Below are 15,375 nucleotides of genomic sequence, written 5' to 3' on the forward strand. Positions count from 1 at the left end.
AGTTTAAAAATAGATACTTTAATGTTTTTAAGAAATAATAATAAAACTAAATAACTAGTAATATTAAAAAATTAATTTAAAAAGTTATTTTTGCAATTGAAGAAAAGCAATAAATTTTGAATAAAAATACTCTAAAAACCATCGCAATGATTCCTGCGAGATACGCGGCCACGCGATTTCCTGGTAAATTAATGCAAGACCTTGGGGGGAAAAGCGTCATAAGAAGAACATATGAAGCAACTCTTGACTCTGGATTATTTGAATCTGTATTTGTGGTAACAGATAGCGATATTATATATCAAGAAATTATTTCTAATGGCGGTGCTGCAATTATGAGTAATAAAGAACATTCTTGTGGGAGTGATCGAATAGCAGAAGCTGTCAAAGATATGGATGTTGATATTGTCGTAAATGTCCAAGGAGATGAACCTTTTACAGACAAAGAAAGTTTAGAAAAAGTACTTAGCGTATTCTATCAGGAAGATTCAGAACGTATAGATCTGGCTAGTCTTATGACTCCCATGAAGGATTGGGAAGATATTATGAATCCTAATAGTGTTAAAGTTATAGTAGATGAAAATAATTATGCGTTATATTTTTCACGAGCACCTATTCCTTATCCAAGAGACAAAGAAATAAACCATGTATACCATAAACATAAAGGGGTTTATGCATTTAGAAAACAAGCTATTTTAGATTTCTATATGTTGCCTATGCGCTCTTTAGAAGCATCAGAAAAAATAGAATGTATAAGGTATCTAGAATATGGTAAAAATATAAAAATGGTAGAAACTCAACACGAAGGCGTCGAAATTGATACCCCGGAAGATTTAGAAAGAGCAAAAAGAATAATAAATAAAGAAAATCTATTGAATCCAAAATCTATAACAACCTCAGAAGAGGTAGTAGCTTCTAAACATAAGAATTTCCCTATGGTGCCAAAAGTAGTATTTGGAAAAGGGGCTTTTAATCAAGTTAGCGATATTATTTCACCAGAACGAAATGGAGTTGCTCCATTTATTTATTTAATAGATGATGTTTTTCAGAACAATACTTCATTTATTGAAGATAGAATTTCATTGTCTTATACAGATCAAATTATATATATATCAACAGCAGAAGAACCTAAAACATCTCAAGTAGATGCTATAGTAACTGAGATTAAAAAAGTTCATCAATATATACCTAGTGGAATTATAGGGATTGGAGGGGGATCTATATTAGATTTATCAAAGGCTGTAGCGATTATGTTATCCAACTCTGGTAGTGCTGCAGATTATCAAGGATGGGATTTGGTAAATAATAAAGCAGTTTATCATGTAGGAATTCCTACAATTTCAGGCACAGGAGCAGAAGTGTCCCGAACAACAGTGCTCACAGGACCAGAACGTAAACTGGGGATAAATTCAGATTTTACGCCTTTTGATCAAGTTGTATTGGATCCAGAATTGATATGCGATGTACCTAAAGATCAATGGTTTTATACAGGTATGGATTGTTATATTCATTGTGTTGAATCTCTCGACGGAACATATTTGAATGCATTTAGTCAAAGTTATGGAGAAAAAGCATTAGATCTTTGTAAAGAAATATTTTTAGGGTCTGATTTAGATAAAGAAGAAGCAGATGCAAAACTAATGATGGCTTCATGGCATGGGGGCATGAGTATAGCGTATTCTCAAGTAGGTGTTGCTCATGCGATGAGTTATGGATTGGCATATGTTTTAGGGACTAAGCATGGAATAGGTAACTGTATAGTGTTTGATAAGCTTGAGCGATATTATCCAGATGGTGTAGCACTGTTTAAAAAAATGAAAGAACATCACAATATTAATTTACCTACAGGTGTTTGTGCTAACATAACTGAAGACCAGTTAAATATAATGACCTCAGTAGCTTTAAGTCTAGAGCCTCTTTGGGAAAATGCATTAGGAGGTGACTGGAAAACTAAAATAAACGCAGAGATTTTGAAAGAAATTTATCGTTCATTATAGTTTTTTTTCAATTTTAGAAGTAACAATTAAGATAGAATTTGCTCACAAATTCTATCTTAATTGTTTAAATACAAAACAGTAATCAATGAAAAGTTTTTCTTCTTTTGTATATCATAAAGTTTTAGGCTGGCAAATCATAGGAAGTTTTAAAGCTGAAACTATACGTAAATGTGTTATAGTAGTTGTTCCTCATACTAGTTGGCATGATTTTTATATAGGTCTTTTAATAAGGCAGTTAGAGAGTGTGAAGATTAGTTTTTTAGGAAAAAAAGAACTTTTTAAGTGGCCTTTAGGGTGGTACTTCCGAAAGGTGGGAGGAATACCTTTAGATAGAACTCCAGGTCAAAATAAGGTAGAGGCAATTGCAGAATTATTTAAGCAAAGAGAGGAATTGCGCTTATCTATAGCGCCAGAAGGAACTAGGAAAAAGGTGAAAAATTGGAAAACAGGATTTTATCATATTTCTGTGGCTGCTAATGTGCCTATTATTATGGTTACATTTGATTTTGGAAAAAAACAAAATAAAATATCAGAACCATTTTATCCTACTGGAGATATTGAAAAAGATTTTGATTTTATGTATTCTTTTTTTAAAGGAGTAAAAGGCAAAATACCTAAATATAGTTTTGATAATGATTAGAATTTTCTTTAAGTGTTTTATTCTTTTTTATATGAATTCTAAACATGAATTCTTTATTTTTGAATTATTTTAATACGCGAAGAAACCAAAATGCTTTTAATCCACATTCTGGAATTTAATTCTCCGAAGCTTACCTCAAAAACAAAATAGATTTTCAGAGACATACCGCGTGAGCTTACTTCAAGGTTATGGATTGTTAGAGATATCATGTTTTTATATAGAGTTCCAGTAATAAATCTGAATAAAAGTTAATCAGTTTTTTATTTAGATTTAACTTTAACATTTTTTTATGTTAGTTTTTTCAAATGTTTATGACCAAATTAATCAAGAGAATAAATAAAAAACTAAATGATGAAAAAAATAATTACTCTAGCTATTGCAAGTATTTTTACTGTATCTGCTATAGCGCAAGTTAGAATAGGTAGTATTGTGGTTCCTGATAAGGTTAATTTTGAAGGAGAAGAATTAATATATAATGGTGGGGCAATGCGAAGAGTGTTGTCTTTTAAAACGTATACAGGAACGCTTTATACTAAAACACAATATACAGACGATAGAAAAGTGTTAGATTCAGATGAAACTATGGCTATTCGATTAAATATAGCTTCCAATAAAGTTACGAATGAAAGAATGATTAAGGTGTTCAAAAAAGGATTTGATGATGCGATGTTTGGAAATACACAAAGTTTAGATGCAAGGATAGAGGATTTTCTTAAATTATTTGATTCTTCAATGCAGATTAATGATTTTTATGATCTGGTCTATTTAAAAGGAAAAGGCGTGAAAACATATAAAAACGGGAAAGAACTTGGTTTTATAGAAGGACGAGATTTTAAGTATGCTTTGTTTAAAATATGGTTAGGAAATGAACCAGCTTGTCAGATCATAAAAGGAGGAATGCTTGGGGTAGGTAAATAGTATATATATTCAAATTATTTGTAAAGTCTGACTTAAATATAAATCAGACTTTTTTTATTCCTATAATTAAACTTTATTCTATTGGTTAAACTTGTATTTTTGTTATAATAATGCTTTGTAATTCTTTAGCTTTTTGTTATAATTAATGATGTCGTATTTTATAAATGTAATTCTTCCTATACCTCTTGATAAAGAGTTTACTTATGCTATAAACAAAGATGAAGCTGGTTTTTTAAAACCAGGGATGCGTGTAGCTGTTCAATTTGGGAAAAGTAAGGTATATGCCGCTTTAGTGACTAAAATACATCAAACCTCTCCTTTGGCTTATGAAGCAAAAGAAATAGAGCATATACTTGATGAGTCTCCAATAGTAACATTAGACCAGTTGCGATTATGGTCATGGATTTCTGATTATTATTTAAGCACAAAAGGAGAAGTGATGCGAGCTGCTTTGCCTGGAGCTTTTTTGTTAGAAAGCGAGACGATCATTCTTAAAAATGAATCTTCAGTTTTTGATGAATCTCTTTTAAAAGATGATGAATTTTTGATTTATGAAGCTCTTCAGTACCAAAGTCTGCTTCGTATACAAGAGGTAATGGATATAGTGGGTAAGAAAAGCGTGCTTCCTGTAATAAAACGTTTGTTAGAAAAAAAAGTAATTACAGTTCAGGAAGAGATTTATGAGCAATATAAGCCTAAAATGGTTAGGTATATAAGATTGAGTAAAGAGTATATTAAAGAGGATTCATTAAGAGTTTTGTTGGATTCGATGACAAGGGCTCCTAAACAACGAGAGGTTTTGTTTCATCTGTTTACAATACAAGCCAAAACTAAAAAACCAATAAAAATTGATGAGCTTCTAAAGGCTTCAAATAGTTCTGCAGCAGTAGTACGATCATTAATTGATAAAAAAATACTAGAAGAATACCGTTTACAAGCAGATAGGGTTCAGTATTTGGGAGAAAAGGTTGGAGAAACAAAACAGCTTAATGAGTATCAGTTAAAAGCTTTAGTTGAAATTAAAAAATATTTTGAAGATACAGATGTGTGTCTTTTTCACGGGGTTACTTCTTCTGGTAAAACCGAAGTGTATGTTAAGCTTATAGAAGAAGCTGTAAAGGAAGGAAAGCAGGTTTTGTATTTATTGCCAGAAATAGCTCTTACTACACAGCTTATAGCGAGGTTACAAGAGTATTTTGGTGAGCAACTCTCAGTCTATCATTCTAAGTATTCGGTTAATGAAAGGGTAGAAGTGTGGAATAATGTTAAAGATAAAAAATCAAAAGCACAAATAATAATAGGAGCCAGATCAGCAATATTTTTGCCATTTATAGATTTAGGATTAATAATAGTAGATGAGGAGCATGAAAATACTTTTAAGCAGTATGATCCAGCACCAAGGTATCATGCTAGAGATTCAGCTGTTGTTTTAGCAAAGATGTTTGGGGCTAAGGTAATTCTGGGTTCTGCAACACCTTCAATTGAAACCTACTATAATGCACAACAAGGAAAATATGGATTTGTGCAACTAACAAGAAGATATGGTGATGTTTTAATGCCTGAAATTAATCTTGTAGATATAAAAACAAAATATAAGAAAAAAGAAATGACTGGGCATTTTAGTGATACTTTATTGTTAGCTATTCAAGATGCTTTAAAAGAAGAAGAGCAAGTGATTCTTTTTCAGAACAGAAGAGGGTATTCTCCTGTTGTAGAATGTAATACCTGTGGTCATTCACCACAATGCTCTAATTGTGATGTAAGTCTTACATTTCATAGCTATAAAAATCAATTAAGGTGCCATTATTGTGGACATAATATAGCTATGCCTCAAAAGTGTATGGCTTGCGATAGTGTGGATTTAAGTACTAAAGGTTTTGGTACAGAGCAAATAGAAAAAGAATTAGAAACACTATTTCCTGATTATAAAATAGGAAGGATGGATCAAGATACAACTAAAGGAAAACATGGGTATGAAAAAATTATAAATCGTTTTGAAGAAGGGGAGATTGATATTCTTGTAGGTACGCAAATGCTTTCTAAAGGTTTAGATTTTAGAAATGTAAGTTTGGTAGGGGTGATGAATGCGGATAATTTACTGAATTTTCCTGATTTTAGAGCTCATGAGCGTAGTTATCAATTAATGCAACAAGTATCGGGTAGAGCTGGTAGAACAAAAAAAAGAGGCAAGGTTTTAATTCAAACATATAACCCTTATCATCAAATTTTACAGCAAGTATCTGTTAATGATTACTTAGGTATGTATGGAGATCAAATAGAAGAAAGGTATCAGTATAAATATCCGCCTTTTTATAAATTAATAAAAATCACAAGTAGGCATAAGGACTATAATAAAGTCAACGAAGCTACAGATTGGTTAGCTAAATCCCTTAAGAATGTATTTAAAAAAAATGTTTTAGGGCCAGAGTTTCCTCCTGTATCAAGGATTAGAAATCAATATCATAAAAATATAATAATAAAAATACCACAGGGACAATCTTTGAATAAGACAAAAGAAATAATTAAAAAAATAAATACTTCTTTTAAAGCTATAAAAGATTTTTCAGGAGTAAGGATTGTGATTAATGTAGATAATTATTGACCGTTATTTAAAGCTTCGATTAGAGAATGCTTTTTATGTCGGCTAAGCGGTATTTTTTCATCAGCTATTTCTATATTACGACTATTATAGCGCTCTACCTTGTCTAGGTTGACTATATAAGATTTGTGAATTCTTAAAAAACGCTCTTCAGGAAGTTGTGCCTCAAAAGATTTCATAGTTGCTAAAACAACAATAGGGTCACCTTCTTCCATGATAAGCTTTACATAATCACCTAAAGCTTCAACATATTTTAATTGATTAAGAAATATCTTTCTCTTTTTTAAATTACTTTTTACGAAAATATAGTCATCGTCTTCAATTATTGCATTTTCACCACCTATGCGAGACATGCTAAGAGCCTTTTCTACAGCAGCATTAAAACGATCTTTTTTAAGAGGTTTTCTTAAATAATCTACAGCATCGTAGTCAAAAGCTTTAAAGGCGTATTTAGTCTTTCCTGTAACAAAAATAATATGAGGTTTATTTTCTAAGTCATCCAAAAGATCAAATCCAGTTAGGATTGGCATTTCGATATCCAAAAATAATAAGTCCACTTGAATATCGAGCAAACCGTTTTTAGTTTCAATAGCATTATTCCATTCAGCCACTAGTTCTAGTGAAGAATGTTCGTCTATTAGCTTAACAATAGCTAGTCGTTGAAGGCGGGAATCATCTACTACCGCACATTTTAATTGAGATTGCTCCACTTGTATAGTGTTATTTTCTAAGCACAATATTAATGAATATAAATTGTTTCTACAAACAATTCAGGCTTTTTGTCGATAAAAATAGTGTTTCATCGAAATGAAAATAAGATTTGAAAATTCAAAAAATAGTGTTACTTTTGCAGCCAATTTTAATTTAATATAGATTTATTATGAATCAATACGAAACTGTTTTCATCTTGAATCCCGTTTTATCTGATGATCAGATAAAGGAAACAGTAAAGAAATATGAAGATATTCTTGTTTCTAACGGTGCAAAGATGATATCAAAAGAGGATTGGGGGCTTAAAAAGCTTGCTTATGCAATCCAACACAAAAAAAGTGGATTTTATCACTTGTTTGAGTATCAGGTACCTGGCGAGGCAATCAACGCTTTAGAAATAGAGTATAGAAGAGATGAGCGTGTAATGCGTTATCTTACTGTACGTTTGGACAAGTATGCAATTGCTTGGGCAGAGAAAAGAAGAAATAGAAACAAACAAAAAGCTTAATTATGTCATCTATAGAACAACAAGCTAAAGGAAAAAAAGATGGAGAGATCAGGTATCTTACTCCTCTTAATATAGATACGACAAAAACTAAGAAGTATTGTCGTTTCAAAAAATCAGGTATTAAATATATTGATTATAAAGACCCTGATTTCTTAATGGCATTTGTAAATGAGCAAGGTAAATTATTACCTCGTCGTCTTACAGGAACTTCATTAAAATATCAACGTAAAGTTAGTGTTGCAGTAAAAAGAGCAAGACATTTAGCTTTAATGCCATACGTTGGTGATTTATTAAAATAAAATTGGTCATAACATTATGGAACTTATATTAAAAAAAGATGTTGAGAATCTAGGATTCGTAGACGATATAGTACAAGTTAAAAGTGGTTATGGGCGTAACTATTTGATACCTGTAGGTTTAGCGGTATTAGCTACTCCTTCAGCTAGAAAAGTATTAGCAGAAACTTTAAAACAACGTGCTTTTAAAGAAAAGAAAGAGATAGAAGATGCGCAAAAAATTGCAGACAAACTTGGAGCTTTAGAAATAAAGATCTCTGCAAAAGTTGGAAGTGGAGACAAATTATTTGGTTCTATTTCTAATTCAGATGTTGCACAAGCATTTACAAAACAAGGAGTAGAAATAGAAAAGAAGTTTATTACAGTACCAGGCGGAACTATAAAACGTCTTGGACAGTACGAAGCTTCTGTTCGTCTTCATAGAGAAGTTATTGCTCCTGTTTCTTTTGAGGTAATTCCTCAAGCTAAATAAGGAAAAACGGTTAATAACTGTTTTATAAGATTAAAAAAATCGCTCTTTTGAGCGATTTTTTTGCTTTATTTTTATTCTACAATTAATTAAAAGTTATTTTTAAATGAAAAAAAATATTCTAATAGTTTTCGTATTGTTGGGATTCGCATCCAATGCCCAGATAACTACTTCTAATATTTCTGGAATAGTAAGAGATAATGCCAGTCAATTACTACCAGGGGCTAATGTTACTGCTGTGCATACGCCTACAGGGACTTCTTATGGAGGTGTTACTGATTTTGATGGACGTTTTAATTTGAATAATTTAAGAGTAGGAGGTCCGTACAGGATAACAATAAGTTATGTTGGTTTTAAAAAATATCTTTTAGATGAAGTTTTTTTGCAATTAGGACAAACATTTAATCTTAACACTGTTTTGGTAGAAGATGATAATGAACTGGCAGAAGTAGTAATTACCACTACTAAAAGTAATACTTTTAGTAGTGAACGAACTGGAGCCGAAACCAGTGTTGGACGAAGAGAATTAAGTACTTTGCCAACTATTTCTAGATCTGCAGCTGATTTTACCAGATTAGAACCTACAGCGAGTGGAAATTCTTTTGGAGGAAGAAATGATCAATTTAATAATTTTAGTTTGGATGGAGCTGTTTTTAACAACCCATTTGGATTAGATGCGGCTACTCCTGGTGGTCAAACCAATGCTCAACCAATTTCTTTAGATGCAATTGAACAAATACAAGTAGCTACAGCACCGTATGATGTAACATTATCAGGATTTACAGGGGCATCTGTTAATGCTGTTACGAAAAGTGGAACTAATATGTTTAAGGGAACTGTTTATGGTTTTTTTAGAAATGAAGATCTAACAGGTGGTAAAATAAAAGGAGAAGATGTGTTTAAATCTGATTTAGAGCAAGGGCAATATGGTTTTAGTATTGGTGGACCAATTATAGAAAATAAACTATTCTTTTTTGTAAATGCAGAAAGAGATCAGCGTACAGATTTAGGAGCTCCTTGGCTTCCTAATACTGGTAGTGGAGGAATAAATGAGTCCAGAGTAGCAGAATCAGATCTAATAGCAGTCAGTAATGGACTTTCAAACCTTGGCTATGATACAGGGGCATATAAAGGGTTTACTTATGACTCTGGATCTACGAAAGGTATTTTTAAGTTAGATTGGAATATAAATGACAAACACCGAGCAGCTATCATTTATAACTTTTTAAGAGCATCAAAAGAAACACCTGCACATCCTACTGCGATTACACCAAGAGGACCAAGTGCTGCAACGTTACAGTTCAAGAATTCTGGATATGAAATAAATAATAACATTAATTCTTTTCAATTAGAAGTCAATTCTAGGTTCTCTAATACTTTTTCAAATAAATTTCAAGCTGGTTATACTCATTTTGATGATTTTAGAAATCCATTGTCGGCTCCGGCACCTTCAATAACCATTCAGGATGGAGCAGGTTCTAATTATATCATAGCAGGGCATGAACCATTTTCGATAAATAACAAGTTAGACCAAAAAGTAATTCAAGCAACAAACAATCTAAATGTGTTTTTAGGAGACCATACTATAACTGCTGGGGTTTCTTTTGAAATGTTTAGATTTAAAAATTCATTTAATTTATTTGCTTATGATAATTTTGAAACTAGTCAATATTATGGAACTCTCAATATTCCTGGATTTGGAGGTCCTTATCTATCTGTTCAAGATTTCCTGAACGACGCTTCAAACCCAAATGGGATATTACAAGAAAACTTACAATTTGCGCAAGATCGTTTTACTGCTTTAAATGCTGCAGGGCAAGGTAATGATGGAGGTTGGAAATTAGCAGAGTTAAATGTAGGACAATTAGCTTTTTATATTCAGGAAGAATGGAATATAACAGAACAGTTTAAGTTTACCTATGGGATTAGATTTGATAAACCATTGTATTTTAATACTACAGATCTTATTCAAAAATATATAGATACAGATAACGGTGCAAGCCGAGATAATAGTACCGTGTATTATGATCCATCTACAGGAGAAGCAGTAAATCTGGATTCTACTACCTTGCCTTCTAATAAATTATTGGTATCTCCTAGATTAGGTTTTAACTATGATGTAAAAGGAGATAAAACTTTTCAGGTACGTGGGGGCACAGGTATATTTACAGGTAGACTACCATTTGTATGGATAGGAAACCAGGTAAGTGGTGCAGATGATGGATTTTTTCAGATGGTAGATCCTGATTTTCAATTTCCACAAGTGTGGAGATCTAGTTTTGGAGTGGATTATAGATTAAAGAATGGAGTGATTCTTACTGGTGATTTTGCATACACTAATGATATAAATGGAGTACATGTGCAGAATTGGGGATTAAAAACACCTACAGGAGCATTATCAGGAATAGATAATAGAGATATTTATAGTAATTTAGATAAAGGAGCTAATAATGCCTTTGTTCTAACTAATTCTAATAAAGGAAGAGTTATAAACGCTTCGTTTAAAGCCGCTAAGAATTTTAAAAATAACTTGTATGCCAGTGTTGCATATAGTTATTTAGATTCTAAAGATGTTAACTCTATAGAAGCAGAAATAACAGGGGATGCCTTTGCTGGTAACCCTGCTTTAGGGAATGTAAATAACGATGTTCAGTCCTATTCAAAATATGGAGATAGACATAGAGTTATTGCAGTTGTTTCTAAAAAATGGAAGTACGGTAATGATAAATATGCTACTACTATTTCTGCTTTCGCAGAGTTTGCTCAGGGTGGTAGATTTAATTATACCTATGCAGGAGATATTAATGGAGATGGATCTGGATTAAATGATTTAATTTATATTCCTACACAGGATCAATTAGCAACCTATAATTTTAGCGGTCCTGATTTTAATAGCAGAGAAGCACAACGAGCTGCTTTTGAAGCGTATATTCAACAAGATGATTATCTTCGTGAAAATAGAGGAAGGTATGCAGAACGATACGGGGCTATTGCTCCTTGGAGAAATAAAATAGATTTTAAATTAATACAGGATTTTAATATTAATGTAGGAGAAAGAGTAAATACAATCCAATTTAGTTTAGATGTTTTAAACATAGGTAATTTAATCCATTCAGATTGGGGGTTAGTACAACAGCCTAATAATGTACAGGTTTTAGGGGTTAATGTGGATAATACAAATACTCCAACGTATTCCTTTAATTCTGATTTAGTAAAAACTTTTGGATATGATTCTAGTCTCCAATCCAGATGGCAAGCTCAGGTTGGATTACGATATATATTTAATTAATTATAAGAAAACAAAATTATAAAGAAGTAAAAACCGTTCTTAGATATAAGGGCGGTTTTCTTATTTATACTTATTTTTGCAATCAATTTTTTTAAAATGAAATATCAACGATTAAGTAAAGAGCAATTAGAGGAGTTGCATGTAGAGTTTATCAATTTTTTATCTACACAAACAATTACTGCGGAAGAGTGGGATGATCTTAAATTAAATAAACCAGAGGTAGCTGAAGAAGAAATAGATATTTTTAGCGATCTGGTTTGGGAGAAAGTGCTTACCAATGCGAAATATGTAGAGCATTTTTCAAAAGATCAAATACATTTATTTACATTAGCAGAAGACCAAATGCAACTTATTGCAATAAAGGTGAATAATAAATCGATTGATATTACGACTAAAGAAGGATATCAATGGTTACAAGATAATTTGTTGAATGATGAAGTTGTTTTTTACAATGCATCTAAGGAGTATAGTGAGGATAAAAATGGTGATAAATTTGCTTTAATCCAGCAAGGAGCAAATATTACTAATGGAGAGCTATATCGCTATTTTGCAAAATGGATTCAGGATAAAGAAGCCTAATTCTCGAGGTCTTGCCTTGGAAAAACAGAATGTTTCTTTGGAAATATATATTTTAAGGTTACAGAATCACTCATATCGTAAAGACTCTATAGGGTCTTGTTTTGCAGCTTTTAAAGCAGGGTATAATCCAGAAACAACAGCGATAACAAAGGATATGGTTGCTGCTGCTATGATTGCTAGCCATGGTGTCGAAAAAGAGAAGTTGGCTAACATCGAAATTCCTGCGCCAATAGCTATTCCTAAAATAATACCAGTAAATCCTCCAATTTGGCCAATAATGATTGTTTCCATGAAAAATTGACCAGCTATGGTGTGTTTTTTTGCACCAAGAGCTTTTCTAACACCGATTTCTCGGGTTCTTTCGGTTACAGATACCAACATAATGTTCATTAAGGCAATAGAAGAACCCAGAATGGTTATAATACTTATAATCCATGCGGCATAGTATAAGTAAACAGTAATGCTAGCAATTTTGTTTAATAAGTCATCACTCCGTTCCAAACCAAAATTATTTTCTTCCAAAGGATTTAATCTTCGAATATTCCTAAAAGTTGTAATGGCTTCGTCCTGAGCTCCTTCAAGAAACTGTTTGTCATCTACCATAATGCTAATACCATAATTAATATTTGGAATTGTAAAAATAGATCTAGCAAGTTGCAAAGGGATGAGGACACGTAAATCTTGGTTGTTTTTAAAAGTAGCACCTTTGCTTTCTAAAAGACCAATTATTTTAAATTTAACACCTCTAACACTAATTGTTTTTCCTAATGGGGTTTCGTTTTTAAAAAGATTCTTTTTAAAATCAGAACCAATAAGGCAAACATGGTTATTGTTTTCTATATCAAAAAAAGTAAAGTTCCTTCCTTTGTCAATTTTTGTACCTGTATTTCCCAGATAATTTTCATTTATACCTACAACAGATACTTCAGGATCTGTTTTTTTATTTTCATATTTAACCTCTGCATTCCTTGTTCCTGTAAAGTAAATAGAGGTTTTTGAAAAAGGGTATCGAAATCGATTGTTAAATTCTTTTACATTGCGATAGCTGATAATAGGGTTTATTTTTTCTTTTTCGTTATTATTTATAGTTTCAAATTCGTAACGTTGGATATTAAAGGTATTAGCACCCATAGATGTAAAATCTCCAGAAATCGTATTTTCTAAAGCGCCAACTAAGGTAAGTACCCCTACTAAAGAAGTAATACCAATTGCAATAATTAGTATTGTGAGAATAGTTCGTAAAATTTGCCCTTTTATAGAATCCATTGCGATTCTGATATTTTCTCTAAAAAGTGAAAACATAATGGTTTATGATAATTTGTTCTTTATTATAGGACTACAAAATGCAATTAAAGTTACTAAAAAATTAGAATTTTTTACTTCTATTACTAAAAGCCTATATACTTTTTCAGATATTTGCAACTTAAAATATTCAGTAGATATTAGATGTTGATTAAGAATGTGTAGGTATACTTTTGATTATTAGTCTACTATATGTTTTTCAAGAAGAACTAAAACGATTTATAAGTAAATATTAGGATATTGTATATGTTTTTGCTTCAAAAAATAGAAACATTAAGATACAAATAATCTATATGAACTTACTTAAAACTAGATAATGGCACAAAAACCATCAATACCAAAAGGAACGAGAGATTTTTCTCCAATAGAAGTAGCGAAGAGAAACTATATTATAGATACCATTAGGGAGCAATTTCGATTATTTGGTTTTCAGCCAATTGAGACTCCAAGTTTTGAGAATAGTGAAACTTTAATGGGGAAATATGGAGAAGAAGGAGATAGGTTAATCTTTAAAATATTAAATAGTGGAGACTATCTTAATAAAATAGATGAAGCATTATATGCTACTAAAGATAGTAACAAAATAATCTCTAAAATTAGTGAGAAAGCACTTCGTTATGATCTTACCGTGCCTTTTGCTCGTTACGTCGTACAACATCAAAATGAAATTGATTTTCCTTTTAAACGATTTCAAATTCAACCAGTTTGGCGGGCGGATAGACCTCAAAAAGGAAGGTTTAGAGAGTTCTTTCAATGTGATGCAGATGTAGTAGGCAGTAAATCTCTTTTTCAAGAATTTGATTTTATTAAGCTGTATGACAGGGTTTTTACAAAGTTAGATCTTAAAGGAGTAACGATTAAGATGAATAATCGTAAAATACTTTCTGGTATAGCTGAAGTTATAGGAGCCAGTGATAAATTAATAGACTTTACAGTTGCATTAGATAAATTAGATAAAATAGGAGAAGATGGTGTGAAAAAAGAAATGTTAAGTAAAGGGATTTCTGAAAAAGCTATTGAAAAAGTAAAGCCTCTTTTTAATTTTGCAGGAACAACATCAGAAAAGATAGAAAATCTGCGCGGTATGTTATCTTCTTCTGAAGAAGGATTGAAAGGTGTAGAAGAGCTACAATTTATAGTAAATGCAATTCAAGAAATGCCTTTAGAAACAGCAACGTTAGACTTAGATGTTACTTTGGCTAGAGGATTAAATTATTATACAGGTGCAATTTTTGAAGTTTCCGCTCCAGATACTGTTAGTATGGGATCTATTGGAGGAGGAGGTAGATATGATGATTTAACAGGGATCTTTGGGTTAAAAGATGTAAGTGGTGTAGGAATTTCTTTTGGCTTAGATAGGATTTATTTAGTAATAGAAGAATTAGGACTATTTCCTGATGCGGTAATACCAGCAACAAAAGTATTATTTATAAATTTTGGTAATAAAGAAGCATTATATTCTCTAAAAGTTGTAGATCTTTTAAGAAAAGAAGGGGTAACAGCCGAGATATATCCTGATGATGCTAAAATGAAAAAGCAAATGAATTATGCAAATAAAAGAAATATTCCATTTGTAGTATTAGTAGGAACTTCAGAAATGGAAAATAATACATTTACAGTTAAGGATATGGTATCAGGAGATCAGAAAGAGGTTGATTTCGTTGGGTTAAGAAAACTTTTTGAATAATTTTTTTAACTTAATTACGCTTAAGTAGTTTAACCTGAATTATGCAATAGGGTTTAAATTATTGCTATTCCTATTGATTATTACTAGCTTTAGGTTATATTTTAAATTTCACCCATATGGTTAACCTTCCTATTGAGTATTCAGATAAGCAAGTCACTCCTTTTGGCGGTATGAGTTTGATGAAAAGATTTATAGATCAAACAGGGATTCGGGAGTATATGTCTGAATTAGATTTACCTGAACCCGGTTCTAATCGTGGCTATTCACCGGAGCATATTATAGAATCTTTTTGGTTAGGTATTTGGACAGGAGCTTCTCGTTATATTCATTGTGATTGGTTGCGTTATGATAAGACACTTCATTCCATTTTTGGATGGGACCAG

At 31.7% G+C, this 15,375-nt stretch carries 12 protein-coding genes and 2 pseudogenes; 12 read left to right on the plus strand and 2 right to left on the minus strand.

Annotation, left to right across the window (positions count from 1 at the left end; genetic code table 11):
• Positions 1-146: 146 nt before the first annotated feature.
• The 5 genes and pseudogenes from kdsB to priA all read left to right on the plus strand — a co-directional run.
• Positions 147-851: pseudogene (kdsB, locus tag H527_RS24565) on the plus strand (3-deoxy-manno-octulosonate cytidylyltransferase); the annotation flags it as partial.
• Positions 852-932: 81 nt separating this feature from the next.
• Positions 933-1,994 (plus strand): iron-containing alcohol dehydrogenase family protein, encoded by a 1,062-nt coding sequence (locus tag H527_RS24570; protein ID WP_027412682.1) that lies wholly within the window; start codon positions 933-935, stop codon positions 1,992-1,994.
• A gap of 85 nt (positions 1,995-2,079) precedes the next feature.
• Positions 2,080-2,634: a 1-acyl-sn-glycerol-3-phosphate acyltransferase gene (locus tag H527_RS0110500; RefSeq protein ID WP_027412683.1), complete on the plus strand. Its 555-nt coding sequence runs from the start codon at positions 2,080-2,082 to the stop codon at positions 2,632-2,634.
• A 351-nt stretch (positions 2,635-2,985) separates the two neighbouring features.
• Complete coding sequence (locus H527_RS0110505; RefSeq protein ID WP_035087859.1) at positions 2,986-3,552, plus strand: chalcone isomerase family protein; 567 nt, start codon at positions 2,986-2,988, stop codon at positions 3,550-3,552.
• A 148-nt stretch (positions 3,553-3,700) separates the two neighbouring features.
• Positions 3,701-6,154, plus strand: a complete 2,454-nt coding sequence (priA, locus tag H527_RS0110510) for a replication restart helicase PriA (RefSeq protein ID WP_027412685.1) — start codon at positions 3,701-3,703, stop codon at positions 6,152-6,154.
• On the opposite strand, the gene H527_RS0110515 is transcribed toward priA, so the two are convergent.
• On the minus strand, positions 6,148-6,861 hold the full coding sequence (locus H527_RS0110515) for a LytR/AlgR family response regulator transcription factor (protein ID WP_027412686.1): 714 nt from the start codon (positions 6,859-6,861) through the stop codon (positions 6,148-6,150). The genes priA and H527_RS0110515 overlap by 7 nt on opposite strands.
• A gap of 170 nt (positions 6,862-7,031) precedes the next feature.
• Between H527_RS0110515 and rpsF the strand changes: the two genes are divergently transcribed.
• The 5 genes from rpsF to H527_RS0110540 all read left to right on the plus strand — a co-directional run bounded on the left by rpsF (position 7,032) and on the right by H527_RS0110540 (position 12,003).
• A complete protein-coding gene (rpsF, locus tag H527_RS0110520) occupies positions 7,032-7,370 on the plus strand; it encodes a 30S ribosomal protein S6 (RefSeq protein ID WP_027412687.1) in 339 nt (112 codons plus the stop codon).
• A complete protein-coding gene (gene rpsR, locus H527_RS0110525) occupies positions 7,370-7,669 on the plus strand; it encodes a 30S ribosomal protein S18 (RefSeq protein ID WP_189457518.1) in 300 nt (99 codons plus the stop codon). Before rpsF ends, rpsR begins: the two co-directional genes overlap by 1 nt.
• A 16-nt stretch (positions 7,670-7,685) precedes the next feature.
• Complete coding sequence (gene rplI / locus H527_RS0110530) at positions 7,686-8,138, plus strand: 50S ribosomal protein L9 (protein ID WP_027412689.1); 453 nt, start codon at positions 7,686-7,688, stop codon at positions 8,136-8,138.
• A gap of 103 nt (positions 8,139-8,241) precedes the next feature.
• Positions 8,242-11,424, plus strand: coding sequence for a TonB-dependent receptor (locus H527_RS0110535; protein WP_027412690.1), 3,183 nt, complete (start codon positions 8,242-8,244; stop codon positions 11,422-11,424).
• A 96-nt stretch (positions 11,425-11,520) separates the two neighbouring features.
• Positions 11,521-12,003, plus strand: coding sequence for a DUF6495 family protein (locus H527_RS0110540; protein WP_027412691.1), 483 nt, complete (start codon positions 11,521-11,523; stop codon positions 12,001-12,003).
• A 66-nt stretch (positions 12,004-12,069) separates the two neighbouring features.
• Here the strand turns inward: H527_RS0110540 and H527_RS0110545 are convergent, their stop codons facing one another.
• The gene (locus H527_RS0110545) at positions 12,070-13,305 is read right to left on the minus strand and encodes an ABC transporter permease (protein ID WP_027412692.1); all 1,236 of its coding nucleotides are present in this window, start codon (positions 13,303-13,305) and stop codon (positions 12,070-12,072) included.
• A 316-nt stretch (positions 13,306-13,621) separates the two neighbouring features.
• Here H527_RS0110545 and hisS point away from each other — a divergent pair, with 316 nt between their 5' ends.
• Positions 13,622-14,992: a histidine--tRNA ligase gene (gene hisS / locus H527_RS0110555; RefSeq protein ID WP_027412693.1), complete on the plus strand. Its 1,371-nt coding sequence runs from the start codon at positions 13,622-13,624 to the stop codon at positions 14,990-14,992.
• 116 nt (positions 14,993-15,108) lie between these two features.
• Positions 15,109-15,375 (plus strand): annotated as a pseudogene (locus H527_RS0110560) (hypothetical protein); the annotation flags it as partial.

The sequence above is a fragment of the Aquimarina muelleri DSM 19832 genome (assembly GCF_000430665.1).
GTDB classification, from domain to species: domain Bacteria; phylum Bacteroidota; class Bacteroidia; order Flavobacteriales; family Flavobacteriaceae; genus Aquimarina; species Aquimarina muelleri.

What these genes read in the sequence shown, in the direction of transcription:
- H527_RS24570 (WP_027412682.1), top strand. Translation starts at nt 933, where the DNA reads ATGGTGCCAAAAGTAGTATTTGGAAAAGGGGCTTTTAATCAAGTTAGC.
- H527_RS0110500 (WP_027412683.1), top strand. Translation starts at nt 2,080, where the DNA reads ATGAAAAGTTTTTCTTCTTTTGTATATCATAAAGTTTTAGGCTGGCAA.
- H527_RS0110505 (WP_035087859.1), top strand. Translation starts at nt 2,986, where the DNA reads ATGAAAAAAATAATTACTCTAGCTATTGCAAGTATTTTTACTGTATCT.
- priA (WP_027412685.1), top strand. Translation starts at nt 3,701, where the DNA reads ATGTCGTATTTTATAAATGTAATTCTTCCTATACCTCTTGATAAAGAG.
- rpsF (WP_027412687.1), top strand. Translation starts at nt 7,032, where the DNA reads ATGAATCAATACGAAACTGTTTTCATCTTGAATCCCGTTTTATCTGAT.
- rplI (WP_027412689.1), top strand. Translation starts at nt 7,686, where the DNA reads ATGGAACTTATATTAAAAAAAGATGTTGAGAATCTAGGATTCGTAGAC.
- H527_RS0110535 (WP_027412690.1), top strand. Translation starts at nt 8,242, where the DNA reads ATGAAAAAAAATATTCTAATAGTTTTCGTATTGTTGGGATTCGCATCC.
- H527_RS0110540 (WP_027412691.1), top strand. Translation starts at nt 11,521, where the DNA reads ATGAAATATCAACGATTAAGTAAAGAGCAATTAGAGGAGTTGCATGTA.
- H527_RS0110545 (WP_027412692.1), bottom strand. Translation starts at nt 13,305, where the DNA reads ATGTTTTCACTTTTTAGAGAAAATATCAGAATCGCAATGGATTCTATA.
- hisS (WP_027412693.1), top strand. Translation starts at nt 13,622, where the DNA reads ATGGCACAAAAACCATCAATACCAAAAGGAACGAGAGATTTTTCTCCA.